The sequence below is a fragment of the Phaeobacter sp. G2 genome (assembly GCA_025163595.1).
In the GTDB taxonomy this organism is placed as follows: Bacteria; Pseudomonadota; Alphaproteobacteria; order Rhodobacterales; family Rhodobacteraceae; genus Pseudophaeobacter.
Map to the genome: position 1 here is coordinate 3,277,998 of CP104100.1, position 26,228 is coordinate 3,304,225.

Genomic DNA, 26,228 nt, shown 5'->3' on the forward strand with positions numbered 1-26,228 from the left:
ACAGGGCACTAAAGCCTCGCCGATAGAGATCAAAAGTTGATAAATGTAAATTCTATGGATGATCTGTCGAATTTTTATTCATTTTTGACGACTATGTGAAACTGGAAATTTTAGAAAATCCAACAAACCAGAGGTCGACGGAAACTCATCAGACCAAGCGCCACCCTCTCTGCTTCCCTTAAATGCTGTGGAAAAGCAGCGATATGATCGACCCAGACAAGCGGTGCTAAAAAACGGATGGCGCTCTAATGTGAAGAGATCAGGGCGTCATGTCTCACGCAGGTAACGCATCACAGCCCCGCGTACGGACTGATCTCCACGGTGGCGAGACTCAAAAATAACCTGCCGCAAGTCCTGAAGGTTCACACGCATTAACAAAGACTTAACAGGCCCAATTGAAGCAGGCCGCATCGAAAGCGTTCGCATCCCCATCGCCGCAAGACAGACGGCTTCAATGGGGCGCCCGGCGTCCTCGCCACAAAAACTCAGCGGGGTCTTTGAGACAGAGCAACGCTCCACAATCTGTTCAATGAAGGTGAGAAAGCTCACATTCAGACTGTCATACCGCTTGCGAACGCGCTCATTTTCACGGTCTGCGGCAAAGAAAAACTGCTTCAGATCGTTGCCGCCGATAGAGATAAAGCCAACCTCATCAAAGAACTTTTGCGGCGCGAAAGCCAGCGAGGGAGTTTCGAGCATGGCCCCAATCTCCAGACTTTCAGGCAGCACATGTCCCAGGATACGTTCCCGCTCAAGGGTTTTGGTCACCTCATTTCGGGCTGCACGAAACTCCTCTGCCTGTGCCACAAAGGGAAACATCACTGTCAGCGGACGTCCTTCGGCGGCTCGCATCAGCGCCTGTAATTGCATCCGCATAATGCCGGGCTTGTCCAATCCAACCCGAATGGCACGCCAGCCCAAAGCCGGGTTAGGTTCGTCATTTGGCTTCATATAGGGCAGGACTTTATCCGAGCCGATATCCAAAGTTCGAAAGACAACGCGCTTGCCCTGCGCCGCATCCAGCACCCGTTTATAGAGCGCGACCAATTCTGATCGGCGCGGCATCTGGTTGCGCACCAGGAACTGCAGCTCGGTACGGAACAGGCCAACGCCCTCAGCACCGGAGCTTTCCAGAGAGGGGAGATCGGCCATAAGACCCGCATTCATCACCAGGTCAATTTTATGCCCATCCAGCGTCACGGCCGCCTTGTCACGGATCGAAACATAGCGCTCCTGCGCCTGGGCCAGCATGGCAATCTTGTCACGAAAGGCGCTCACGACGCTGTCATCAGGGCGTAAATGCACCACGCCCTGTTCGCCATCGACCATGATGTGGTCGCCGTTCAGGGCCTCATTGGTGATGCGTTTGGCATTCACCACCAGCGGAATCGCCAAGGCGCGGGCAACGATGGCCGCATGCGAGCCCACCGAGCCCTCTTCGAGCACGATACCTTTGAGATTGCGGCCATATTCCAGCAGTTCCGCCGGGCCAATGTTGCGCGCAACCAAGATGGGATCATCCGGCAGCTCGGCACCGGTTTCGGCCCCCTGCCCGGTCAGAATACGCAGCAGGCGATTGGACAGGTCATCCAGATCACTGAGCCGCTCGCGCAGGTACGCATCCTGCACCTGCGACAACCGTGCACGCGCCTGCGACTGCTCCTTCTCCACCGCAGCCTCGGCACTCAGCCCGCGGGAGATGTCCTCTTCCATGCGCCGCATCCAGCCCTTGGAATTGGCAAACATGCGGTAGGCCTCAAGCACTTGCAGCTGCTCTTTATCGCCGTTTTGCGAGATCTCAAGCATCTTGTCGACACCAACGCGCAGCTGCTCAACCGCCTCATTGAGACGCTCCAGCTCTGTTTCCGGGTCATCGGCAATTGGGTTGGTTACCAGCACGCGCGGCTCATGCAGCCAGACATGGCCCTCTGCCGCGCCTTCCTGCGCCGCCGTTCCAGGCAACAAAACCGGCTGCTGGTGCAGCGGTGACAGGCCGGACTCTTCGCCAACAAAGGCGCCAAGTTCGGTCATCTCAGCGATGACCATAGCGACCACTTCTAAGGCATAGACCGCATCGGCAGAGAACTCGCGCGCCTCTTTGGACTGCACAACCAAAACGCCCAGCATTTCACCAAGCCGTTGAATTGGTACGCCTAAGAAGGAGGAAAACCGCTCTTCGCCGGTTTCCGGCATATAGCGAAACCCCTTGGAGTTGGGGGCATCAGGCGTGTTGATCACCTTGCCAAACTTGGCAACCCGCCCCACCAGACCTTCGCCAATGCGCATCCGGGTTTGGTGAACAGATTCGATGTTCAAACCTTCACTTGCGCAAAGCTCCAGCGTCTCATCATCGCGAAACAGATAGACCGAACAAACCTCGGTCCCGATGCTGTCCCCTATCAGATGGGTAATCTTGTCCAAACGGGCCTGGCCAGGGTCTTCCCCAGCCATGGCCTCACGCAAGCGGCCAAGCAGCTTGCGGCTTTCAGATTCAGTAGATTCGACCATGGGTCCTGTTCACATATTCTTTTTTTTGTGGCAGGCAATCCAAAGGTATCAGGCTGCCTTGTCCAGTTCAAAAGCATCATGCAGTGCTTGCACGGCAAGTTCCATGTATTTTCGATCAACGAGCACGGAAATCTTAATCTCTGAGGTTGTAATGACCCTAATATTGATCCCCTCATCCGAGAGTACCTTGAACATTTTGGCGGCCACACCTGATTGCGAGCGCATGCCAATGCCCACAACCGACACCTTGGCGACCTCGGTATCGGCAACCAGGTCGGCGTAGTTCAACCCGCCTTCTCCCTTGATACCCAACAGGGCCTTTTCGGCACGGGCCACCTGATCGGTAGGACAGGAGAAGGTCATATCCGTGCGACCGTCTTCTGAAATATTCTGCACGATCATGTCGACATTCACCCCGGCTTCAGACAGGGCGTTAAAAATGATCGCAGCAATGCCTGGGCGGTCAGCAACCGACATCAGGGTCATCTTGGCTTCGTCGCGGGAATAGGCCACACCGGCCACAATATTGGATTCCATGATTTCCTCCTCATCGCAGACCAGTGTGCCGGCCTCGTCGGATTGTTCTTCAAAACTAGAGAGAACGCGCAGTTTCACCTTATACCGCATGGCCAGCTCAACCGAGCGGGTCTGCAGCACCTTGGCCCCCAGTGAGGCCAGTTCCAGCATTTCTTCAAAGGCGATCCTGTCGAGCTTACGCGCCTTGCCACAGATGCGCGGATCGGTGGTGTAGACCCCGTCCACATCTGTGTAGATATCACAGCGTTCGGCGTCAAAAGCGGCAGCAAAAGCTACAGCGGTGGTATCAGATCCGCCGCGCCCCAGGGTGGTGATGCGGCCCTCGGGGCTAATGCCCTGGAACCCGGCAACCACGGCCACCCGCATGCCTTCACCAAACTTGGCATTGATGTTTTCCGGCGGGATCTCTTCGATCCGGGCCTGGCTATGGGCGCTGTTTGTTTTCAACGGCACCTGCCAGCCCTGCCAACTGCGCGCCGGCACATCCATTTCCTGCAGCGTCAGCGCCATCAGCCCGGCGGTGACATTTTCACCAGAAGACACCACCGCATCATATTCACGGGCATCAAACATCGGCGAGGTCTCCTTGACCCAGCCGACCATTTCATTGGTTTTACCGGACATGGCAGAGACAATGACGATAACATCATAGCCCTTGGCTACTTCGACACCAACGCGCTTGGCTGCGCGCCGGATCCGGTCGAGGTTGGCGACCGAAGTGCCGCCAAATTTCATTACTAGAACGGGCATGGGTAAAAGTCTCCGTGCGCTCGCAGTTTCCGATCACAGCCTCATAGGGGGTCAGGGTTTCAAGGGCAAGGCTGCGTATTGTAGCGATACAAGCGCCCAGCCCTGTTCGCGCCTTATTTAATGGGGCTTCCACCGCCAAAAAAGCAATGAAAACAGGGTCAGGCGCGCCAGAACCGCAGCGTCAAAATGGCATAGACCGCCATCAGCTCCAGCCGCCCAATCAACATGGCGCAGCTCAGGATCCACTTGGCTGTATCATTGAGCGAGGAGAAATTCCCCGCAGGTCCGATGGTCTCTCCCAGGCCCGGCCCCACATTGGCCACCGCCGTGGCAGCGCCTGAAATGGCGGTAACAAAATCCAAACCCGTGAGCGCCAGTGCCCAGGCCACGATGCCCAAGGTCACAATAAAGAACATGAAAAAGGAAATTACCGAGCTCAGAACATCCTGCCCCACTGGGCGGCCGTCAAACCGAGGCACAAAGACCCCATGCGGAGAGCGGATGCGCTGGATCTGCACCCGGATCGAGGCAAAAAGCAGCTGGTAGCGAAAGATCTTGATCGAACACGCGGTAGAGCCCGCACAGCCACCAATCAACCCGATAAAGAAAAACACCATAATGAGGAAGCTTCCCCATTCCATATAGTCAACACTGGCATAGCCTGTGCCGGAAATAATGGAGGTGATGTTAAACAGAGCCTCGCGGACAGCCTGTTCGGGATGATGGGGGAAAATCGTCACCAGAACGCTGGCCGTGACAACCACAAGAACAACAATTGTTCCGAGAAACGAACGTATCTGGCTATCGCGAAACAAAGGTGTTGCCTTGCCATTGATCAGCTGTACGTAGCGCACAAATGGCATGGCCGCGAAGATCATAAATATGGATGCCGCGTATTCGGCGGACCCAGAGAAGGTGCCAAAAGAGGCATCATAATTGGAAAATCCCCCCGTCGACATGGTGGTCATGGCATGCACAAGCGCATCAAAAAAACCCATGCCCAAGGCCAGATAAACCACCATGCAAGCGATCGTGAGCCCGAGGTAGATCAGCGAGATCTGTTTGGCGATAGCCTGCGCGCGCGGGAGGATTTTACCAAAGGTATCAAAGGCTTCGGATTTAAAGATCTGCATACCACCAACGCGCAGTTCTGGCAGAAAAACCATCGCAACAACAATAATACCGATCCCGCCCAACCATTGCAGGATCCCGCGCCACAGCAGCAGCCCCTTTGGCAGGTCGTCCAATCCCGAAATCACGGTCGAACCGGTGGTGGTCAGGCCTGACATGGCCTCAAAAAACGCATCCGTAAAGCTGAGATCCGTCGCCCCCAGCATCAAAGGCAAGGCGCCAAAAAGTGGCAGCGCCCCCCAGACAGAGGTGGTCAGCAAAAACGTCTGCTGGATGCTCAGCCCCCGACTCGTCCCGCCACCGCTGCCGCAGCTGAGCGCCAAAAGCGCCCCGAACAACATGGTGATAACACCGCTTTCAAGAAACACCGGCCATTCCCCACGCCCCTCGATGAGGTCAGCGAGGAACGGGAACACCATCATGGCGCCCAGGATCAGAACCAGCAGGCCGATCACATATCCAATGGGTCGAAAATCCAACATAGGCGCGAGCGTTGGCCCGCTGAGCGGAAACTGTCAAGCCAAAGCCCATGCAGAGCGCCCCTGACGTGCTCGACAAACAACGATTTGTGTCAGCTGCGCCAGGTTGCTTTGCTGCTTGGCCTGTCAGTGCGCCCGTCAGTGCGCCTGTCAGGGTTTGTCAGCCCTGGTGAATCAGGGTGGAGAACAGCTTGGGATCCAGGCTTTTGTTGGCAAAAAGCGGGCCTTGGGTCAGGACGCTGATCGCATCATGGCTGTGCAGGCTTTCCTGATGGCTGGCAACGATGCGGAAATCCTTGATTCGGGCGTCCTTCTGCAAAGCCTCGCAGAACAGCCGCGCCGCATCCTCGACAAAGATGGGATTGGCTGCGTTCAGCTCGGCAAAGGCCTGTTCATCCTCGCGCTTGACCATCACCTGGGTTTCGGTCGGCACCGCACCGCGGCAATGCTCAATCAAATCCTCAAACCACAGACACGCGCCATCAGGGTCGGTTGCGACCGAAATCCGCGCCACCGAGCGCTGCGAATGCGGCGTAGCCAATTGCCCCCGCGCCTGGCGCGCATGTTCACTCAGCTCCAGCGAACACGGGCAGGTCGACGAGTAGACATAGTCCAGATGCATCACCTTGTGGCGCACGCCTTCAGACTGCACCAGTTCCAGCGCGATGTCGTAATACTGATAGCCAGACAGGCCAGAGCGCAGGCTTTCAATCCGCAGCGGAAAGGAAAACCGCATCTGCAGCCGCGCATCCATGCTGTCCAGATCCTTGAGGTAGTCGCTCAGCGCCGCCTCCATCACCTCAAAACTAAAGGTTTTTTCTGCGTGCTTGTAAAAAGACCGCATGATCCGGGACATGTTGATGCCCTTTTTATCGGCCTCCAGGCTGACAGAACCGGTGATGCTGGTTTCCAGTGTTTGATCGCCACCATCACGACTATGGAACCGGATCGGCAGGCGAAAATTCGAAATCCCGACGTGCTGGATCTGCTCCTTGGCCCCACGGATGAGGCTGGCAGGCCCGTTTTGCAGATCCGGCAGGGTGGCGCGGTAGGCCTCATCGGAGACAAAATCTGCCGGATAACTGCGGGACAGCTCGGGGTAGTTGCCCAGGTCGCGCCCCGGCAACAGACGTGCAACAGCCGGATCCAGCAGGGCCACCTCGGTGGGGTCTGCGGTTTCGGCCCACTGCCGCAGCAGCGCCAAAGCCGCCTCGGCGGCTTGACGATCAGGAGCCTCGGACAGATCACGCGTAGGAATATTCATGGCAAAATGCACTCCGGTAGCGCCGCCCTGCAGGGGCCGCGTTAAACTGTTTAGACCTTTACGGCTCAAAACTCAAAACGGATCACTCAAATACGTCAGGTTTGTCCCCGGATCGGACGAAAGCATCCAATCCGGGAGCGCGAAAGGTCAGATCCAGCCCTACCCCTGTGCCGCCGCAAGCGCCTGGGTCAGGTCCGCAATCAAGTCAGCGCTGTCCTCCAGCCCCACGGAAAAGCGCACCAAACCGGGGGTAATCCCCAGGGCGGCCTTTTGATCATCCGGCAGCCGCTGGTGGGTGGTGGTCGCCGGGTGGGTGGCAATGGATTTGGCATCCCCAAGGTTGTTGGAAATCACCGGGATTGTCAGCGCATTGAGGAAACGAAACGCCGCCGCCTTGCCGCCTTTTATATCCAGCGACAGCACGGTTCCACCGTTGCCACCCAGTTGGCTTTGCACCAGCCCATGCTGCGCATGGGTCGAAAGCCCCGGGTATATGGTGCGTTCCAGCGCCGCGTGATCGGCAAAAGCCTGGGCAATCAACAGCGCGCTTTCAGCCTGCGCCCGGACCCGCAGGTCAATGGTTTCCAGACCTTTGAGCAGGGTCCAGGCATTAAACGGGCTGAGCGAGCCGCCAGTATGTTTCATATAGGGTTCCAAGGTGCCACGGATATAGTCCTTGCTGCCCAGAACCACACCGCCCAGCACCCGGCCCTGGCCGTCGATATGTTTGGTGGCTGAATAAACGACCACATCGGCGCCCTGGGCAATAGCCTTGGAAAACACCGGGGTGGAGAACACATTGTCCACCACCACCGTGGCGCCGACCTCATGCGCGAGCGCCGAAACAGCCGCAATGTCGATGACCTCCAATGTGGGGTTCGACATGCTTTCAAAAAACACCGCCTTGGTGTCGGGGCGCAGCGCCGCGCGCCACTGATCCAAATCGGTGCCGTCCACAAACGTCACCTCAACCCCATAGCGGGACAAGACATTTTCCAGAATGTACAAACAGGACCCAAACAGCGCCTTGGCAGACACCACGTGATCGCCCGCCTTGAGCAGCGAGGTCAGCGCACCGCTGACAGCCGCCATGCCAGAAGCGGTGGCAAAGGCATCCTCGGCCCCCTCCAACAGCGCAATACGCTCTTCGAACATCGCAACGGTTGGATTGCCATAGCGCGCATAGATGAACTCATCCGGGCCGGTTTCCAAAAACCGCGCCTCTGCCTGCTCAGCGCTGTCATAGACAAAACCCTGGGTCAGAAAGATCGCTTCGCTGACTTCATTGTATTGGCTGCGGCGGGTACCGCCATGCACCAGTTTGGTGCGGTTGTTCCAAGTCTCACTCATCTCAAGTCCTCCGCGCTGATCGCGCAACAAAAAACCCCCGTCCGGCCAAGCGAAAGGGGGTCCTTCACATCCTGACCTCTTTAGCGGAATATTTAGCGTGGCCCGCAATCCGGTTACAAATCGCCACGGTGGTAATGCAAAACCCGATACGCCTGTTGCGACGCTCGGTCAAGAATTTTGCGCGCCCTGAGCACGCAATCACACGGCTGTGACCTGTCGCCTTTGCAGCCAGGCTTGCTTGCATAGGGTCGCCATGTTGTTATCGGCCAGAGACTGTCGCAAACAGATCATACAAAGGGCAAAGCATGCAGGATCCAATCGCGTTACATTACTGGCCGACGCCAAACGGCTGGAAAATCGCCATCGCGCTGGAAGAAATGGGCCTGCCCTATGAGGTCAATCTGGTTGATATTTCCGCTGGGGATCAGTTTGCAGCGGATTTTCTAGCGATCGCACCCAACAATCGCATGCCCGCCATTACCGATCCGGCTGGCCCCGATGGCGAACCCGTTTCCCTGTTTGAAAGCGGCGCAATCCTGCAATATCTGGCGCGCAAAACCGGGCAGTTCTACGGCGAAAGCGAACGCCAGCGTCTGGTGGTGGAACAGTGGCTGATGTGGCAGATGGGTGGGCTGGGGCCGATGGCCGGTCAGGCGCATCATTTCCTGAAATATGCACCCGATCCCATCCCCTACGCCAAAGATCGCTACCGCACCGAGGTTGCCCGGCTTTACGGGGTACTGGACCGGCAGTTGGCGCAAAACCAATATGTGGCTGGTGACAGCTTTACCATTGCCGATATGGCGATCTGGCCCTGGGCCTCCTTGTGGGAAGGCCAGGAACAGTCGCTGGAGGACAAACCGCATATGGCGCGCTGGCTGGACCAGCTTTGGGCGCGCCCCGGTGTTGTCGCCGGGCGCAGCCTGGAGGCCGCGCGGCGCGGTGATCGCTCTGACAGCCGTGCACAACAGGTGATTTTTGGCAAAGACAGGGCGGGACAATAGCCCCGCCTGTACCAGTGCTCAGGCCCTGCTGATCAGACCTCGTCTTCGTCCGGTATACCGTGTTTCTGGAACACCTGCCCCTGGAACATAAAAAATGCAAACATCGCCACCGGCAGGCCAAAGGTTTTGAAATAGACCCAGGTGTCAGTGCTAAAGCTGCGCCAGATCACTTCGTTCGCCACTGCCAGTGCGAGGAAAAACAGACAGATACGTCGGGTAAGGATCATCCAGCCCTCATGCTCCAGCGGCATCAGCTCTTCCATCACCAACTTGAGATAACTTTGGCCGCGCAGCAGCCCTATCCCCAAAGCCCCGCCAAACAGCAGGTAAATCAGCGTCGGCTTCATCTTGAAAAACCGCTCATCATTGAGCCAGACCGACAGCCCCCCCATAAAAACCACCAGCACCAGTGTGGCCAGCTGCATCTTTGACAGGTGGCCGGTGAGTTTCCACAACGCCAGCGTCGACAGCACCATCAACGGGATGAAGGCCGCAGTAATGATGATAAAGCCTTTGTATTCTTGGCCGGCGATCAAAAACACCTCTTCGCGCAGTTTGATGTAGCCGATGAAAAACAAAACAACAGGGCCAAGCTCCAACACCATTTTGAGGGTTGGATTGATCTTCTTGGCTGCACTTGTGTCGCGCGTCATGGAATCTCCTGTAGCTCTTTGCCGCTAAGGGCCTATTGGCAGGCTGTTGTCAGCCGCCCATCTCCACTATCACGGCGCCCAGCGCGATCAAAGCCATCAAGGCAATGCGGCGGGGACCAACGGTTTCTTTCAGCACCAGCCAGCCGATGAGGGCGGCAAAAACGGTGGAGGTCTCGCGCAGAACTGCGGCCTCACCGACCTTGTCCAGCCGGGTAGCCAGCATCACCGCGCCAAAGGAGGCAAAGGCCACAAATCCGCCAAAGATGCCTTTGATGACCAAAGGCGTCAGCTCCGGTTTTTCGGCCATGCGGCGCCAGCGCATATAGGCATAGGGCGGCATGGCCAGACCGTCGATCATGAAAAACCAGGCGAGAAAGGTAAAAGGATCGGCGGTGGCGCGGATACCATAGGCGTCATAGGTGGTATAAAGCGCCACAAACAGCCCGGTGATCAGCGCCAGAAACATCGCCAGCCCCAGGGTCTCGCGGTGGGTTTCCAGGTAGCGGTAGTTATAGGCGGCAAGACCAAAGATGCCCAACAGCAGCACCCCGACCCCGGCCCATTGCGCCAGCGTGAAGACCTCTCCAAACAGATAGTAAGAGCCGATCACCGTGAACAGTGGCCCGGTGCCGCGCACCACGGGGTAGACCACCGTATAGCTGCCTTTGGTATAGGCCAGCGCCTGCAAGACCTTGTAAGCCACGTGGATCACCCAGACCACGGCGAAGATCGGCCACATATGGGGTTCGGGCCAGGGCACCACAAAAAGCGCAAAAGGCGCGGCCATCAACCCATAGGAGGCATCAATGGCGCCGCGTGACAGCCAGGGGTCGTGCCGCCCCTTTTGCAACGCGCCAAAAACCGCATGCAGGAAGGCCGCCATCAAAGCCAGGCCCAGCGCAGCCTGGTGCCCGGCTTCTGTGCCTTCCAGGGAAATTAACCATTCGCTCATTTGGGCAGCTCAATCTGTTTTGCAGGGGCAGAGTTGGGAGGGACGCCCCCAAACCCCCAGAGAAAATTTACTGCCAAATGAACGGCGGCGGGGGAGGCTGTCAGGATTGGTCCAGACCGGTCAGGGCAGCGGCGAACTCTTCCGGATCAAAGGGCGCAAGGTCGTCGATCTGTTCGCCCACGCCGATGGCGTGAATGGGCAGGGCAAATTTATCAGCCAGCGCCACCAGCACGCCGCCTTTGGCGGTGCCATCCAGTTTGGTCATCACCAGCCCCGAGACATCCGCCAGTTTCTGAAAGATCTCAACCTGATTGAGCGCGTTCTGACCGGTCGTGGCATCCAGCACCAGCAGGGTATTATGCGGCGCGGTCTCGTCCTTTTTGCGGATGACCCGAATGATCTTGGAGAGCTCCTCCATCAGGTCGGCCCGGTTCTGCAGCCGCCCGGCGGTGTCGATCAGCAGCAGATCTGCGCCGTCTGCCTGGGCCTGGGTCATGGCGTCATAGGCAAGGCTGGCGGGATCGGAACCTTCGGGGGCGGTCAAAACCGGCACCCTGGCACGCTCGCCCCAGACCTGCAGCTGTTCAACAGCCGCAGCGCGGAAGGTATCCCCAGCGACGATTACCACGTTTTTTCCCGCAGCTTTGAACTGGCTCGCCAGTTTGCCAATCGTGGTGGTTTTACCAGAGCCATTGACCCCGACCACCAGCACCACCTGGGGGCGATGGGCATAGATCGGCATCGGTTTGGCCACCTGCTCCATCACCCTGGCAACTTCGGCGGCCAGCAGCTCCTTGATTTCGCGCGCCGAGAGCTTCTTGCCCAAACGACCTTCGGCCATATTGGCAGTCACCCGCAGCGCCGTGTCCACCCCCATGTCGGCAGCGATCAACAACTCTTCGAGCTGTTCAAGCATATCGTCGTCCAGGGTTCGGCGCTGCTCACTGCCGCTGCCCCGTCCAACAAGGCGCCCCAGAAGGCCAGCGGGCTTTTCTGCTGTTTCGATGTCTTGCGCAGGCGCAGCAGGCCTAGCGGGCGCTGCATCCGTCACAGGGGGCGCTTCGGCGGTGGGCAGCGAAGAGGCCTCGGCCGGGCCGCCCTCCTCGACAATGGCTTCCAGCCCCTCGTCCAGTTTTGACGAGGATTTGAACAAGCGCTCCTTGAGCTTTGAGAAAAACGCCATCAGGGCCTCCGCAAAAGGGTTTCCCCCTCACCTAATGCGGATTGCACCCGGTTGCAAAGCGGATGCAGCACCACAGTCAGGAAAAAGACAGATAAAACCCCGCCTGAGCACCCCAATAGAGCGGCCAGACCAGATAGGGTGCGTATCGGCGCAGGGGGTGGTTTGTCGGTAGGACAAAGGTTTCAAAGGCCAGGATCACATCAGAGGCCATAAAGGCCAGGGCGGCAGGCACCACCCAGACCAGCGCAGGACCAGTCAGGGTGAGTGCGGCAAGCCCCATGGACAGAATGATCGGTACATACAGCAAAACCGGGAGCTTCAGATCCCCCGCCCTGGGAGCTAGGATAGGCATCATCACCAGGCCCAGCGCAAAAATGGCCCCCGTGAGCCCCAGGCCGGGCATCACCCAGATCTGGCCCAGGTCACTGCTGGGGTGCCCCAGGAACAAAACCACATAGGCCAGGTGTCCAAGGGCAAAGGCGCCGACCCCGCCCATAAAGGCTTTTTCACCCTCTCGAGACAGGAAGTAATCGCCCAAGGCACAGAGCGCCAATCCCAAAATCAGCCAGAGTGGCGCGCCTTGACCCAGGGCAGCAATCGCCAGGGCTGCCACTGAAAAGGTTTTGAGCACACTGCGCAAAACACTTGGCGCGCGGGCGGTAAACCCAAGATAGCCCAGGGCCGCGCATACCGCTGCGACCTCCAAAACGCCAGTAAAAATGCCTGTACCTGTCATCGACCTGTACCTGTCATCTGCCGTTCCCCTGTCCAAACCCCTGTCTGAGCTGCCACTCTAGGACGGCTACCGACCCATGCTTGCCCCCATTGTCCGGCCCAGTCAAAGGTGACCCGAGGAGAGGCAAAAGGCAGCAGCAGGTGAAACCGGGTCCGAAGGTCTTTGCCTATTGGTAGCGCTCTGTCACAGTCCCAGACATGCGACAGTTTTTGATTCTTTTTACCGCACTTGCCCTATTGCCGCTCTCCAGCCGCGCCTCGGATCCCATGGGTGCTGAGGAATTTGACCGCTATACCAACGGAAAAACCCTGTTTTACGGCTTTGCCGGCACAGCCTACGGGGCGGAACGGTACCTGCCTGGCCGGCGTGTGCTTTGGTCTTTCCTCGATGGCCATTGCCAAACCGGGATCTGGTACGAAGACGCTGGGCAGATCTGTTTTGTCTATGAGGACAACAACACGCCACAGTGCTGGAGCTTTTCACTGACCCCCGATGGGTTGAACGCCCGGTTCCAAAACGACCCGCAAGCCACCGAACTCTATGAATCCGGTGACATCAATGAGGAAATGCTCTGCCTTGGACCCGAGGTCGGGGTTTAACGGCGCAAAGCTCTCTTGTTGTTATTTTGCGACCGTCTCTGTTGCCTCCAGATCCAGCACCCCGTCTGAGAACTCAATGCTAAGCGCGGGTGCCGCAGCAGCCTGCGCCCTGGAGGTGACAACCTCTGCGCCGCTGCGCACAACCGCATAGCCACGCGACAATGTTGCCTTGTAGCTGAGAATATCCAGCTGACGCCCCGCAGCCTCCAGCTGTTGGCGGTGCCGGGCAATGCGCACGCTTTGCGCTGCTTCCATGCGGGCGTTGAGCTTTTCCAGATCGGTCTTTTGCCGCGCTATTTCTCGCGCAATTGGATAGGGGGATAATTTGGCAATCGCCGTTTCAAACTGGCCGCGCCGTCTTTGCACCAGGCTGCGCAGGGTGGCAGGCCGCAGCCCGGCAGAGGCTCTCCCCAGCCCCAACTGCCGCTGGTGCACCGCCGACATCAGGGCGCGCGGCAGATTATAGCTGGCCTGGTCCAGACGCTGACGTGGGGTTTCCAGCAGGCTGTCGGGGCGCGGCATGGCACGGGACAGATCATTTAGCCGCTGGCGACGCTGCTGCACCGCCTGGCCGGTACCGCGCAACAATCGCGCGCCTTGGTCTTCAACCCAAGCCATCAGCTCCAGCCGCACCGGCACCGCCAGCTCTGCCGCCGCTGTCGGGGTGGGGGCACGACGGTCCGATACAAAATCGATCAAGGTGGTGTCTGTTTCATGGCCCACCGCCGAAATCAGCGGAATATCCGAAGCCGCAGCGGCGCGGGCCACCACCTCTTCGTTGAATCCCCAGAGATCCTCAATCGCGCCGCCGCCACGGGCGACAATGATCAGATCCGGGCGCGGCAAAGCACCCCCCGGTGTCATCTTGTTAAACCCTTCGATGGCACGCGCCACCTCTGGCGCGCAATTGGCCCCCTGCACCGCCACCGGCCAGACCAGCACCTTGCGCGGGAAACGCTCGCGCAGACGATGCAGAATATCGCGGATCACCGCCCCCGAGGGCGAGGTCACCACGCCGATGATATGTGGCAGATAGGGCAGTGGTTTCTTGCGCTCCGGCGCAAACAGCCCCTCAGATTCGAGCTGCTTCTTGCGCTTTTCCAGCAGCGCCATCAGGGCGCCCTGCCCGGCAACGGCCACCTCGTCGACGTTCATGTTGTATTTTGACTGCGCGCCAAAGGCGGTGAGGCGTCCGGTGACCACCACCTCCAGCCCCTCTTCCGGCACCACCGACAGGTTGGAGATCTGCCCCTTCCAGGTGGTGCAGGCCAGAACTGACCGGTCATCTTTGATGTCATAATACAGGTGCCCCGAACGTGCCTTGAACACACGCCCCACCTCACCACGCACACGAATGCGGCCAAAGGTGCCTTCCAGCGTGCGCTTTACCTCACCCGAGATTTCGGAAACGCTGAATTCCGGCGCGTTCTGGCCCGTTGTTTGGCCTGGTGTTTGGCCGGGTGTAGGATCATCAAATAGGTCGGACACGTCAGCAGAGCTCCTGCGGCAAAGTTGGTGTTCTGAGCCTGCATTGAGCGCAGGTTCTTGTTTTGCGGGCTCGCGCAGCATAGAACCCGCCGCAAGCAAGGCAAGCCCCGACAAATGGCTTTGGGGTCCACGGGTACAGCTGATCTTGTCCTCTACGGTAGGCGGGATCATCAGATCGGAGACGACACGATGAATATTCTTATCCTTGGCAGTGGCGGGCGCGAACATGCCCTGGCCTGGGCGGTGATGCAGAACCCAAAATGTGACAAGCTGATCGTTGCGCCCGGCAATGCCGGCATCGCCCAGATCGCCGAATGCGCCAGTCTCGACATCATGGACGGGGCTGCGGTCACCATCTTTGTCGAACAAAACGCCATTGGCTTTGTCATCATCGGCCCCGAAGCACCACTGGCCGCAGGTGTGGCGGATCGTCTGCGCGACGCCGGCGTCCTGGTCTTTGGTCCCTCCGAAGCCGCCGCGCGGCTTGAGGCCTCCAAAAGCTTTACCAAAGAGGTCTGTGATGCGGCACAGGCCCCAACTGCTGGCTATGGCCACTTCACCGAGGCCGAGGCGGCCAAGGCCCATATTCGCCAGCACGGCGCGCCGACCGTGGTTAAGGCGGATGGCCTGGCTGCGGGCAAGGGCGTGATCATCGCCATGACCGAAGACGAAGCCCTGGCGGCGATTGACGATATGTTTGGCGGCGCCTTTGGTGGCGCTGGCGCCGAAGTGGTGATCGAGGAGTTCATGGAGGGCGAAGAGGCTTCGCTCTTTGTGTTGGTCGACGGGGAAGAGGTGCTGTCGATTGGCTCCGCCCAGGATCACAAACGCGTCGGCGAACGCGATACCGGCCCCAATACCGGTGGCATGGGGGCCTATTCCCCGGCGCCAGTATTGACTCCCGAAATCGAAGCCAAAGCGATGGAAGAGATTGTCAAACCCACCATGAAGGTTATGGCAGAACGCGGCATGCCCTATCAGGGTGTGCTCTATGCTGGTTTGATGATCAAGGACGGTCAGCCCCGTCTGGTGGAATACAACGTGCGCTTTGGCGATCCTGAATGTCAGGTGCTGATGATGCGCTTGGGTGCCCAGGCGCTGGACCTGATGCAGGCCGCCGCCGAGGGTCGCCTCGCCGAGGCTCGGGTCAACTGGGGCGATGACCATGCCATCACCGTGGTCATGGCGGCCAATGGCTACCCGGGCTCCTATGAAAAGGGCACCGTGATCAAAGGCTTGGATGCTCTGCCTGAAGACAGCTCCAATATGGTTTTTCATGCGGGCACTGCCGCAAAGGATGGCACCATTGTTGCCACAGGGGGACGCGTTCTCAATGTGACCGCACGGGGCAATAGCCTGAAAGAAGCCCGCGACCGCGCCTATGCCATGGCAGATCAGATTGACTGGTCCGAGGGCTTTTTGCGCCGCGATATCGGCTGGCGCGCGCTCGACTAAGGGGGCGACCGCAAGAAACTGCCCTCCAAAGGCCCGGGTCTCCCGGGCCTTTCGCCTTTCCGCCCCAGCTGCGCTATTTCTTGCTGCGTCAAACCCGGTTCTGTGTTTCCCGAAACTGTGTGTTCGGGGGACTTTGGCCCGCAATCGGCAACTTTCGCCCCCTTTCGGCAACTTTGGCCTCCATTTGGCAAGTGGCTGACGGGAATGGGATATTTTTGGACGCCTTTACGAGGTGCGGGCAGCTTTGCTTAGGGCTTAACTGCGCTGAACTCCTCTTTTCAGAATGGGCCTGCCATGATTATTCGCGAAAAAACCGGCCTCTTTGAGCTGCTATTTGCCACCAAGGGCTCGGTTTTGCCCCGTATTCTGCCACGGATCCTTGCTGTTTCCCTACTGGCCCTGATCGTCGTGTTGATTGATGGCTGGGTCACCTCGCTGCCCCATCTTGATGCAGCACCCTTTGCGGTCTTTGGCATCGCGCTCTCGCTGTTTCTCGGCTTTCGCAACAATGCCGCCTATGAACGTTGGTGGGAGGGGCGCAGGCTCTGGGGACAGCTGGTCGCGGATATGCGCGCCCTGGCCCGTGACTGCAGGGTGTTTTTGCCGGAGGACGCCCCCCGCCAGCAGGTTCTGAAACTGGCGCTGGACTTTTTGCATCTGCACCGGATCAATCTGCGCAGGCTTAAAGCGCGCGACAGCACACAGGCCTGGTCCGGAGAGGATTTCAGCCAGGCAGATCATCCCCCCTGTGCGGCGCTCAACGCGGCGAATGTCGCGGTGGCCGAAGCCGCCTCTGATGGCTTTGCCCGCAAGGCCCTGTCAGAGCGGCTGGCCTCAATTGCACTGGCTCAGGCCGGCTGCGAACGCATTGCCGCCACCCCGCTGCCCTATGTCTATTCGCTCTTGGTTTTTCGCACCACCTATCTCTATTGCCTGCTCATCCCCTTTGCCCTGTTGGAAGATGCCGCCTGGATCACCCCGATCTTTGTCGCCATCATTGCCTATGTGTTTTTTGGCCTGGCAGAGGTCACCGAGGAGCTGGCCCATCCCTTTGGCGAGACGGTCAATGGCCTGCCGCTGGATGCGATCTGCCGCACTGTGGAGATCTCTCTGGCGCCTCATCTGGACATCAAAGCGCCACCAGCGCTGCAGCCGCAGGGTTTCTATCTCAGCTAACGCGCCGTAACACCTGTGCTTTCTAGAGACCTATCAGCGTCAAAGCTGTTTTCATGCAGCGCCTCCAGAGCTACAGTCCTCACAAGATCTTGGAGGCACGATGGAACAACAGCCCTGTTCGGACACGCTAGACCAGCTTTTCGGCGCAGGAGATCTGGCCAAGCTGGCTTTTGAATTTGCACCTGTTGGCATTGTGGTCACGGAAAACCGGGTTCTGCGCGAATGCAATCAGCGCTTTTGCCAGATGTTTCGCTATACCCATGCAGAGCTCGTGGATCAGCTTTTTGCCTTTCTCTACCCTTCTGAAGAAGAATTTCAGAACCTAGAAACCCGCGGCGACAAGATCCTCAGCCAGGGCAATCCCTATTGGGATGAACGGGTCATGCGGCGCAAAACAGGAGAGCTGTTCTGGGTCAGGGTGCGCGGCCATACCTTTACCCCCGACACCCCGCTTGGGCGTGCGGTCTGGAGCTTCGCCGATCTCTCAACCCAGCGCCCGTATCTGCCACTGACCCGGCGCGAACGCGAAGTCTATTCGCTGCTGGGCGAGGGACAGACCAGCAAGGAAATTGCCCGCACCTTGAACCTCAGCTACCGCACGGTCGAGGTGCATCGCGCCCGGTTGCTCAAGAAGATGGGGGTGAACAATACCGCCAGCCTGTTTTCCTCGCTGGGCGACATCGGCGGCGACCATGTTGTGCGCAACGCCCCCTCGTAAGGCGCAGCACTGTCCCTCTCACACTGCGCCCTTTCTGCCTTGACTGCAGGCCTATAGATCAGGCCTCTTTGATAGCAACCTAGTCGTTATTGAGCAAAAAAGGGGGCTCCCGCGCGCTTTGACATTCAAAGAATGTCAAACCCTTGGGCCTGGCGCCGCGCCAAGGCGCGGCGCGGTTGCGGCTTCCGCATCAGCTGGCAAAATGTGAAACTTACTGGCAGGCCAGCGCGGCCTCTAGGCTGGACTGAGCGCCAAAAGGGCCAATGTCGCGGCGGCTGATCTTGCCCGCCGCCAATCGCGCGGCGACCAGCCTGTTCCAACCGGCATCAACGAGGATCAGCTCAGGTCCGTCCGCGCAACTCCGCAGGCCTGAGGTGATAAAATCGTCACCAATACGATGGTTGGTCAAGCCCGCCTGCGCAGCAACCGGGGTGAGAGTTCCCGCCTCAAACCGCCAGATGCGCAGGGTTTTTGCCAGATGCGGCCGATCCACGTAGGCAAGCTCCACCCGTCCGTCACCGTCAAGGTCACCCGCAGCGACTGGCGCCAGCCAGCGGTTGGCCCGGCCAATATGAGGTGTCTCGGCAATCTTGCCCTGGGCCCCATAAAGAGCCAGCGCTGCCCCCAGCGCCATATCGGTCTCAACCACCATTGCCGCATCAGGACGCCCATCCAGATTGAGGTCAACCAGCCGCGGCTGCAAGTCCTCAAAGACGTGATCGGCAGGAAGCTCTATCTCGATTGCCCAGGGGGGCTGCCCTGGCGCGGCAAAGGAGATTCTCAGACCAGCCCACTCAACCGCATCCCCTAAAACCCCGTGGCCATAACGGGTGGTTGGCGTGATGAATGTCGCTTGCAGCACTTCAGCGGGCCACACCGGCGGCGGCGGCCTATGGCCAATGTCATTCGGCCCCATTCCTTCGGCCGCGAAAGATGGGCCAAGAGCGATCACTGGCCACAACAGGACCCCTTGCCACGCGCGGCGGATGTGCCCGAACCAAAGGCGCGACATCAGACGCCGCGCCATGGTCCGCGGGATCATCAGATCTGTTTTTCAGGCATCTGGACAATCAGGCCGTCCAGCGCATCTGTCACTTTGACCTGACAGGTCAAACGCGAGCGCGCCGAATCCGGTTCAAAGGCAAAATCCAACATATCTTCTTCCATGTCATCCTTCGCCGGAAGCTTTTCCACCCAATCCGGGTGAATATAGACATGGCAGGTGGAGCAGGCGCAGGCCCCGCCACAATCTGCTTCAATCCCCGGAACATTGTTGTCACGGGCGCCTTCCATCACGGTCAGGCCATTGGCTACTTCCACAACATGCTCCGTGCCATTGTGTTCGACATAGGTAATCTTTGCCATCGTTTGCTCTTCCCCTTCTCAGTACTTAGCTGAATATGTAGCCAAGCCCCTGCGCCTGCACCAGCCCAATTTGCACAGATCGCGAACAGGGGTGACCCGTCACGGTAAATGTTCGCCATTTGTTCGACGCATCCCGCTTTTGTCCGGCGCCTGCTGATCAAATCCATAGCTTTTCAGCGACCAACACCACACCTTGCCCCCGCGCTCCCAAGCGCAAACCTCAGCCAGGGGGCACCCTGCGGGCCCCTTTCGGCACATCAGAAAAGCCTCGAGGATGATCCTGCCTTTGCGCCCGCTCAGGATCTGGTCTAGTCTGTCGCCAAACGGCCGTGCAAAAGGACGGCCCAAAGGATCGCCATAAAGAAATCGAGCACCAGCCAGGCATGACCAAATCCTCCGCACCCCTTGTTGCGCGCCTGTCGCTTGTGTTGACCATTGGCCTGGGCGCCTGCATGCCCCTGGAACCGGCAGTCGGCACTGGCACCAATGCTCCAGAGGCTCCGCCTGGTGCACCGCCCGGCACCTGTTGGCACCGCAACACCAGCCCTGCGGTCATTCAAACCGTTACGGATCAGGTTCTTGTCACCGCCGCTGTGGCAGATGCAACGGGCCAAATCATCCAACCGGCGGTGTTTCGCACCGTTACCCGCCAGGATATCGTCCAACCCCGGCGTGACACCTGGCTCGAAACCCCCTGCCCGGAGCAACTGACACCGGAATTCACCGCCTCGCTGCAACGCGCCCTTGCGGCGCGGGGCTATTACCGTGGTGCAACAACCGGGCAGATCAATCGCGCAACCAGACTGGCCATCCGCCGCTACCAAAAGGAAACGGGACTGGATAGCAGCACCCTATCGCTGGACACCGCCCGACAGTTGGGACTGATCGCCATCGCCCACTAGCGCTGCCCCCTGACCTTTCAGAACGGCGAAACGGTGAGCGCTACGCGCAATGCAGCAGAAGCAAAGTTCAGCCCAGAGTTCCCCAAACTGCTCTGCTCTGCTAGAACCGCCAAAAAAGGGCTGTATCGAGCCGCTGGGCGACCCCTGCGCCGCGCGCTCACCTGGCACAAAACGACGGAGACCAGAGAGATCATGCGAAACGACCGCCTGCCAAAGACTGGATTTTTGTCTGCCGCATCGGCCCCGCTGCGGGAAATGCTGGAAAGCCAGGCCAGCGAACTGCGTCTCTCTAACGGGGAGGTTCTGTTTGAACAGGGCGATACCGGGGACGCCTTTTACGCCATCACCCAGGGCTCTCTTGAGTTCTCCATCCTCTCGGCCTCGGGTCGGAAACTCTCGCTTGATCTGATGCGCCCCGGTGCCGTCTTTGGCGAGATCGTTTTGTTCGACCCCGGTCCGCGCACCGCCACGGTGACCGCGGCAGAGCCAAGCCGTTTGCTGCGCCTGCGCAACCGAGATATTCTGAACCAGATCCAGCAACATCCGGAACTGGCCGGGGACCTGCTGCGGCTGGCTGGACAACGCATGAGATGGATGAATATGCAGCTGAACGAGCAGGTGTTCCTGCCGATGCCGGTACGCCTGGCACGGAAGCTGCTCTATCTGGTACCGGACACTGGCAATGGCCGACTGGCCCTGTCGCAGACCGAACTGGCAGAATATGTTGGTGCGACCCGCGAAGCCGTGTCAAAGACCCTGTCGAATTGGAAACGCAGCCAGTTGATTGAAATCAGCCGTGGCGGCTTGCAAATTCTGGACCGCAGCGCCCTAGGGCTGCTGGCCGAACCAGAATCGATCTAACACCACAAGAGGTTATGCAGACAGCCCCAGTGGGCTATCCCCCTGCAGCTGTCCAGTCGCACAGAATATCCAGACGCACAGTCTGGTCCTGTTACCTTCCTAGTCCTGTTGCCTGCGCCAGTCAGAAGGCGAAGGCGTCTCTGCCTGCCAAATCCCGCGGCTGGCGGCCTGCGCCTGGGCAGCTTCAGGTTGGTAATACCCCTGCTCTTGGTCAGGCCAGACCAAACCTTCGGCCACCAATAGCCCCCCCACATCCAGCCCGTCTGCCTTGCAGGAGGCCAGGTAGTGACCGTAGCTGTCGCGATCATTGCTAAAGCACTCAATGCGCTCGGCAGTGCGCAGCACGTCCCGGATACGGTCCTCAGCCTCTGCCGCGCATTCCCAGGAATCGCCCTGCGCAGAATTGCACAGCTGGGCAACTTCTGGCGCTTCAATGCCAACCAGACGAATGCGCAGATTGCCGAGTGCCAGCAAATCCCCCTCAACAATGCGAAAAGCACCACCTGGCACCGTCAGCAGGGGAGTCAACACCCCCGAAAGACGCTGAATGCTGTGCAGTTCCATAAATACCCTTGCCGATGCGGAATCGCCCTTGGGGAAATCTGCGGCGGACACTATGCCGGCCGCAAACGCAAAGACAGCACTTACAATGGTTCGTTTTATCATCATCAGGTGGCCATTTTGGTTGTGAGAGTGAGTAACATCTGCACGGAGTGTGCACGCAAAGAGGCCAAGAATATGTTAACTCTCGTCATTTTTTCCCGCCCCACAGAGGCAGAATTCGCAAACTGGCTGGCCGACAAGGGGAAAAAAAGGTCCAACTTCTCAAAAATTCGGTTCTTTTGCGCTCCTGTGAACTGGTTCACAGACCCACGCCACAGGTGCTGCGATGGTCGCCACATGGCAGCATTATCATTCCATCCCGATGGTTGCCTGTTCCATAAAAGAGCCATATGCCCGCCAGCATATGGCTCTTTCCCTTTTTGCCGCCACGCTCTGTTCGCCGCCACAGCCCGCACGCAAAAAAGGCCGGGGATCCCCCGGCCTTTTGTTTATTCATGCACTAATGGGGAGTGCTACTTCAGCAAGTTCAAAGCGACAAACCGCGGGTCGCCATTGCGGCGCACCAAAAGCAGGAGCGACTTGCGCCCAGCCTCTTTGGCCTCGGAGATGCGGGTTTCCAATTCGCTGATGGTCGCCACCTTCTGCTGACCTGCTTCGGTGATGACATCCCCCGCGCGCAGGCCCTTTTCCCAGGCTTCGGACACTTCGTTGACGGACAGAATGACAAGCCCATCGGTGCCAGCAGGCAGGTTCAATTCGCCGCGAATCTGGTCGGTCAAGAGCCCAACAGACAGACCAAGAAGCTCTTTCTCGGTGACTTTTGGTGGCTCACTGTTGTCACCGGTGGTGCTGTTCGCCTGGCGTTCGGCATCTTCGCGACGGCCAAGAGTCACTTTCAGGGTCTCGGTTTTGCCTTCACGATAGACAACCACCCGAACCGTCTTGCCAACTTCGGTATTGCCAACGGTACGCACCAGGCTGCGAGTGTTTTCGACCACTGCCCCGTCAAAGCTGAGGATCACATCCCCCGCCTGCAGGCCTGCCTCTTTGGAGGGGCCATCGGGCACATCCGTCACCAGTGCGCCCTTGGCTTTGTCCAGGCCCATGGCTTCGGCCACATCGTCAGTCACATCCTGAATGCGCACACCCAGCCAGCCGCGACGGGTCTCCCCGAATTCTTTCAGCTGCACCACAACCTTGCTCACCACATTGGACGCCATTGAAAAGCCAATGCCAATGGAGCCGCCATTGGGAGACAGGATTGCGGTATTCACCCCAACCACTTCGCCTGCCATGTTGAACAAGGGACCACCAGAGTTGCCTCGGTTGATCGCCGCATCGGTCTGGATGTAGTCGTCATAAGATCCCGAAAGCTCGCGGTTGCGGGCAGAGACGATCCCGGCAGAGAGCGAAAATCCCTGGCCCAGCGGGTTGCCCATGGCCACAACCCAATCGCCAACGCGGGCGGTATCGCTGTCGCCAAAGCTCACAAACTTCAGCGGCGCTGGAGCTTCGACTTTAAGCAGGGCAATATCGGTATTGGGATCGGTGCCAATCACCTTGGCGGGCAACAGCTCCTTGGGCTGGCCATCGCCGGGGAAGAATTCGATCTCGATCTCATCGGCATCCGCAATCACGTGGTTGTTGGTAACGATATAGCCATCTTCCGAGATGACAAAGCCCGACCCAAGCGCAGAGGAGCGCTGCGGGCGATTGCCGTTACCGCCATTGTTGCCACCGTTGCGGTCCTGGAATTCGCGGAAAAAATCCTCAAAGGGAGAGCCTTCGGGCACAATGCCCTGGGGACCTGTACGACCTTCGATTACTGTGGTGGTGGTGATATTCACCACCGCCGGGCTGACCTCATCCGCCAGGGGGGCCAGGCTTTCCGGGCGGGCCTGCGCAGAAAGCATCTGCGCCATGACCAACACCAGGCTGAGCATCCCCAGCCAAAGCACGCGCCACATAGTGGCCTGTCCGTTTTGTTCTCTTGAAACTGCTATTGCCTGAGGCTGCACGGAACTACTCCTTGTCATCGCCATTCCTGTTTTCGCCATTTTCTTGTACTGCCCTCATCCCCAAATCTGACCATCAAGACCTGTAGGATACAGACCCGATCCAAATACAAGCTGAATCCTACAGTGGCGTTATCTCAATGTAGGGGGAGAATTTGGTTTCACAACACCTGCAAGCGCCAATCAATTTGTCGTGAAAAAAATTGCTCATGTCTTCGCGCTCCAAATTGTCAGGCTGCTGATTACAATATTAGAATTTTTACCGCCGATAACAGCGCGGAAATACGACCCCGGCGGAGAGCCGCGCATAGAGCAAAGGCTCACACAATCAGCGCCCTATGGGTCGCAAGGCCAGGCCTGCGGACAAATGAAAAGGGGCCAACCGCTAGGTCAGCCCCTCTTGATGTCTTGTCAAAGCCTTACACAGGCAGTGATTTACTGCGCTGCAGCCGCACCGCGCGAAGACTTCAGATAGTTGAAAAACTCAGAGTCCGGTGACAGCACCAGCGATGAGTTGCTGCCCTTCAAAGCGCCCTCATAGGCGTTCAGGCTGCGGTAGAATTCAAAGAATTCCGGGTCGCGACCATAGGCCTCGGCAAAGATGGCGTTACGTTCCGCATCGGCTTCACCGCGGATCACCTCGGCTTCACGTTCTGCGTCAGAGACCAGCTCTACCTCAGTCCGGTCTGCCAATGCACGCACCCGCTGCGCCGCCTCGTCACCACGGGCGATCTCATCCGCGGCTTCGCGTTCACGTTCTGCACGCATCCGGGCAAAGGTGGCTTCCAGGTTGGCCTGCGGCAAGTCGGTGCGCTTCAGACGCACGTCAACAACCTCAAGGCCAAAGCCCTCAGCCTGGTTGATCGCCCCGTTGCGGATCCGCAGCATCAAAGCCGCCCGATCTGACGACAGGATATCATTGGAGCTGACAGAACCCAGAACCTCACGGGTTGCGGCCCGCATGATCTTGTCCAGACGGGTTTCACCACCGTTAATACCGCTGGCGCCTACCGCTTGGCGGAACTGTTTGACGTCGACAATCCGGTAGCGTGCAAAGGCATCCACCACCAGACGACGATCATCCAGCGGGGTGATTTCCAGCGGACCGACCTCAAGGCTGAGGATACGGTCGTCATAGCTCACCACCTCGTCGATGACTGGCACCTTAAAGGCAAGACCTGGGTCTTCCTTGACGGCAACCACACGACCAAAGCGCAGAACAAGCGCCTTTTCAGTTTCTGTCACGATAAAGATCGAAGACATCATACCAACAACGACAAGCACCAGAACTGGCAGAAGGAAAGTTGTCTTATTCATCAGTTGCTCCCTCCCGAACGGCGCACTTCATTGAGCGGCAGATAGGGCACAACACCCTGGCCACCTTCGCCAGTGGATTGGTCGAGAATGACCTTGTCCACATTGCCCAGAACCGTTTCCATGGTTTCCAGATAGAGCCGCTTACGCGTGACTTCTGGCGCCTTTTGGTACTCGGTCAGAACTGCGATGAAACGGCTGGCTTCACCCTGGGCCTCGTTGACCACCTGGGCGCGATAGCCTTCGGCTTCTTCCAGCGTCTGGGCCGACTGACCACGGGCTGCCGCCAGTTTACGGTTGGCGTAGGCATCCGCTTGTTTTTCCAACCGGTCACGTTCCTGACCGGCCGACTGCACGTCGCGGAAAGCGTCTTTTACAGGCTCTGGCGGATCGGCACCGTCAAAGTTCACCCGGACGACATTCACACCGCTGTCATAGCTGTCGAGTGTCGACTGGACCAGCTGTTCCAGACGGGCGGTAATAGCACCACGATCCCGGTTCAGGATTGGGGCCAGTTCGGATTGCGCTATGATTTCCCGCATCGCCGATTCAGACACCGCCTGAATGGTCGCCTGTGGGTCGCGCAGGTTGAACAGATACAGGGCCGGGTCGTTGATATTCCAGACCACCTGGAAATCCACATCGATGATGTTTTCATCGCCGGTCAGCATCAACCCAGCGTCGCTGCCGCGCGAGCCTGCCCCGATGTTTTCGGTTTGCTCAACCCGTACCGGGATCACCTCGTAGGTGACAAACGGCCAGGGGGCAAAGTTCAGACCCGGCAAGCCGGTTTTCCAATACTCACCCAAGAATAGCTCAACAGATTGCTCTTCGGTTTTGACCGAATAAAAGCTGTTCATACCCCAAAGCACAGCACCAACAACCGCAGCAATTGCCACGGTGCCTTTGGTGAACAGCGGCGAGCCGCCGCCGCCCTGGCCGCCACCAGTGCCGCCGCCCTGTCCATTGCCACCACGACCGCCCATCAGGACGCGCAGTTGCTCCTGGCCTTTTTTGACCAGCTCATCGATTTCAGGGATCTGGGGGTCTTCGGGACGTCGGCCACCGCCGCCACCGCCGTTGTTGCCACCGCCATTATTGCCACCCTGGTTGCCACCGCCGCCAGAAGAGCCTCCGCCCCCCCAGGGGCCACCGCTATTGCCCGCCATATGTCTCCTATCCCTTTTCTGCCGCATGTCGCGGCATGTTCTTCAAACCTGTGGT

The 26,228-nt window shown here is 58.6% G+C and carries 23 protein-coding genes and 1 riboswitch; of the genes, 7 read left to right on the top strand and 16 right to left on the bottom strand.

Features of this window, described 5'->3' with window-relative positions; all coding sequences use genetic code 11:
- Positions 1 to 267 precede the first annotated feature (267 nt).
- The 5 genes from ptsP to metZ all read right to left on the bottom strand — a co-directional run bounded on the left by ptsP (position 268) and on the right by metZ (position 8,019).
- Positions 268 to 2,508 carry a phosphoenolpyruvate--protein phosphotransferase gene (gene ptsP / locus N1037_15625; GenBank protein ID UWS78686.1) on the bottom strand — a complete coding sequence of 747 codons (2,241 nt, stop codon included), beginning with the start codon at positions 2,506 to 2,508 and terminating at the stop codon, positions 268 to 270.
- 48 nt (positions 2,509 to 2,556) lie between these two features.
- Positions 2,557 to 3,795, bottom strand: a complete 1,239-nt coding sequence (locus N1037_15630; protein UWS78687.1) for an aspartate kinase — start codon at positions 3,793 to 3,795, stop codon at positions 2,557 to 2,559.
- Between the two features lie 158 nt (positions 3,796 to 3,953).
- On the bottom strand, positions 3,954 to 5,408 hold the full coding sequence (locus N1037_15635) for a TrkH family potassium uptake protein (GenBank protein UWS78688.1): 1,455 nt from the start codon (positions 5,406 to 5,408) through the stop codon (positions 3,954 to 3,956).
- Positions 5,409 to 5,565: 157 nt separating this feature from the next.
- A complete protein-coding gene (folE2, locus tag N1037_15640) occupies positions 5,566 to 6,669 on the bottom strand; it encodes a GTP cyclohydrolase FolE2 (GenBank protein UWS78689.1) in 1,104 nt (367 codons plus the stop codon).
- 159 nt (positions 6,670 to 6,828) lie between these two features.
- Positions 6,829 to 8,019 carry an O-succinylhomoserine sulfhydrylase gene (metZ, locus tag N1037_15645; GenBank protein UWS78690.1) on the bottom strand — a complete coding sequence of 397 codons (1,191 nt, stop codon included), beginning with the start codon at positions 8,017 to 8,019 and terminating at the stop codon, positions 6,829 to 6,831.
- Positions 8,020 to 8,078: 59 nt separating this feature from the next.
- Positions 8,079 to 8,156, bottom strand: a riboswitch (SAM riboswitch).
- 168 nt (positions 8,157 to 8,324) lie between these two features.
- Between metZ and N1037_15650 the strand changes: the two genes are divergently transcribed.
- A complete protein-coding gene (locus tag N1037_15650) occupies positions 8,325 to 9,023 on the top strand; it encodes a glutathione S-transferase N-terminal domain-containing protein (protein UWS78691.1) in 699 nt (232 codons plus the stop codon).
- A gap of 32 nt (positions 9,024 to 9,055) precedes the next feature.
- On the opposite strand, the gene N1037_15655 is transcribed toward N1037_15650, so the two are convergent.
- From N1037_15655 to N1037_15670, 4 genes are all read right to left on the bottom strand, one after another.
- Positions 9,056 to 9,676: a septation protein IspZ gene (locus tag N1037_15655; protein UWS78692.1), complete on the bottom strand. Its 621-nt coding sequence runs from the start codon at positions 9,674 to 9,676 to the stop codon at positions 9,056 to 9,058.
- Positions 9,677 to 9,725: 49 nt separating this feature from the next.
- On the bottom strand, positions 9,726 to 10,628 hold the full coding sequence (locus N1037_15660; protein ID UWS78693.1) for a DMT family transporter: 903 nt from the start codon (positions 10,626 to 10,628) through the stop codon (positions 9,726 to 9,728).
- A gap of 100 nt (positions 10,629 to 10,728) precedes the next feature.
- Positions 10,729 to 11,811 carry a signal recognition particle-docking protein FtsY gene (ftsY, locus tag N1037_15665; protein ID UWS78694.1) on the bottom strand — a complete coding sequence of 361 codons (1,083 nt, stop codon included), beginning with the start codon at positions 11,809 to 11,811 and terminating at the stop codon, positions 10,729 to 10,731.
- Between the two features lie 76 nt (positions 11,812 to 11,887).
- Positions 11,888 to 12,547 carry a lysoplasmalogenase gene (locus N1037_15670; protein UWS78695.1) on the bottom strand — a complete coding sequence of 220 codons (660 nt, stop codon included), beginning with the start codon at positions 12,545 to 12,547 and terminating at the stop codon, positions 11,888 to 11,890.
- 197 nt (positions 12,548 to 12,744) lie between these two features.
- Here N1037_15670 and N1037_15675 point away from each other — a divergent pair, with 197 nt between their 5' ends.
- Positions 12,745 to 13,146 (top strand): hypothetical protein, encoded by a 402-nt coding sequence (locus N1037_15675; GenBank protein ID UWS78696.1) that lies wholly within the window; start codon positions 12,745 to 12,747, stop codon positions 13,144 to 13,146.
- 21 nt (positions 13,147 to 13,167) lie between these two features.
- Here the strand turns inward: N1037_15675 and xseA are convergent, their stop codons facing one another.
- Complete coding sequence (gene xseA, locus N1037_15680; GenBank protein UWS78697.1) at positions 13,168 to 14,634, bottom strand: exodeoxyribonuclease VII large subunit; 1,467 nt, start codon at positions 14,632 to 14,634, stop codon at positions 13,168 to 13,170.
- A 189-nt stretch (positions 14,635 to 14,823) separates the two neighbouring features.
- Here xseA and purD point away from each other — a divergent pair, with 189 nt between their 5' ends.
- The 3 genes from purD to N1037_15695 all read left to right on the top strand — a co-directional run bounded on the left by purD (position 14,824) and on the right by N1037_15695 (position 17,983).
- A complete protein-coding gene (gene purD, locus N1037_15685; GenBank protein UWS78698.1) occupies positions 14,824 to 16,089 on the top strand; it encodes a phosphoribosylamine--glycine ligase in 1,266 nt (421 codons plus the stop codon).
- A gap of 294 nt (positions 16,090 to 16,383) precedes the next feature.
- Entirely contained in the window at positions 16,384 to 17,265 is an 882-nt protein-coding gene (locus N1037_15690) for a hypothetical protein (protein ID UWS78699.1), read from the top strand.
- A gap of 100 nt (positions 17,266 to 17,365) precedes the next feature.
- Positions 17,366 to 17,983: a LuxR C-terminal-related transcriptional regulator gene (locus tag N1037_15695; GenBank protein UWS78700.1), complete on the top strand. Its 618-nt coding sequence runs from the start codon at positions 17,366 to 17,368 to the stop codon at positions 17,981 to 17,983.
- 211 nt (positions 17,984 to 18,194) lie between these two features.
- Here the strand turns inward: N1037_15695 and N1037_15700 are convergent, their stop codons facing one another.
- Both N1037_15700 and N1037_15705 read right to left on the bottom strand, forming a co-directional pair.
- The gene (locus tag N1037_15700) at positions 18,195 to 19,025 is read right to left on the bottom strand and encodes a VCBS repeat-containing protein (GenBank protein ID UWS78701.1); all 831 of its coding nucleotides are present in this window, start codon (positions 19,023 to 19,025) and stop codon (positions 18,195 to 18,197) included.
- A complete protein-coding gene (locus tag N1037_15705) occupies positions 19,025 to 19,348 on the bottom strand; it encodes a 2Fe-2S iron-sulfur cluster-binding protein (GenBank protein ID UWS78702.1) in 324 nt (107 codons plus the stop codon). The genes N1037_15700 and N1037_15705 overlap by 1 nt, the downstream gene beginning before the upstream one ends.
- A gap of 383 nt (positions 19,349 to 19,731) precedes the next feature.
- On the opposite strand from N1037_15705, the gene N1037_15710 reads away from it, so the two are divergent.
- Positions 19,732 to 20,250 carry a peptidoglycan-binding protein gene (locus N1037_15710; GenBank protein UWS78703.1) on the top strand — a complete coding sequence of 173 codons (519 nt, stop codon included), beginning with the start codon at positions 19,732 to 19,734 and terminating at the stop codon, positions 20,248 to 20,250.
- A 192-nt stretch (positions 20,251 to 20,442) separates the two neighbouring features.
- Positions 20,443 to 21,111, top strand: coding sequence for a Crp/Fnr family transcriptional regulator (locus tag N1037_15715; protein ID UWS78704.1), 669 nt, complete (start codon positions 20,443 to 20,445; stop codon positions 21,109 to 21,111).
- Positions 21,112 to 21,210: 99 nt separating this feature from the next.
- Here N1037_15715 and N1037_15720 read toward each other — a convergent pair whose 3' ends face one another.
- The 4 genes from N1037_15720 to hflK form a co-directional block, all read right to left on the bottom strand.
- Positions 21,211 to 21,675, bottom strand: a complete 465-nt coding sequence (locus tag N1037_15720; GenBank protein UWS78705.1) for a thermonuclease family protein — start codon at positions 21,673 to 21,675, stop codon at positions 21,211 to 21,213.
- Between the two features lie 512 nt (positions 21,676 to 22,187).
- On the bottom strand, positions 22,188 to 23,642 hold the full coding sequence (locus N1037_15725; protein UWS78706.1) for a Do family serine endopeptidase: 1,455 nt from the start codon (positions 23,640 to 23,642) through the stop codon (positions 22,188 to 22,190).
- Between the two features lie 483 nt (positions 23,643 to 24,125).
- Complete coding sequence (locus N1037_15730; GenBank protein ID UWS78707.1) at positions 24,126 to 25,007, bottom strand: protease modulator HflC; 882 nt, start codon at positions 25,005 to 25,007, stop codon at positions 24,126 to 24,128.
- Complete coding sequence (gene hflK / locus N1037_15735; protein UWS78708.1) at positions 25,007 to 26,173, bottom strand: FtsH protease activity modulator HflK; 1,167 nt, start codon at positions 26,171 to 26,173, stop codon at positions 25,007 to 25,009. Before hflK ends, N1037_15730 begins: the two co-directional genes overlap by 1 nt.
- Between the last annotated feature and the right edge of the window lie 55 nt (positions 26,174 to 26,228).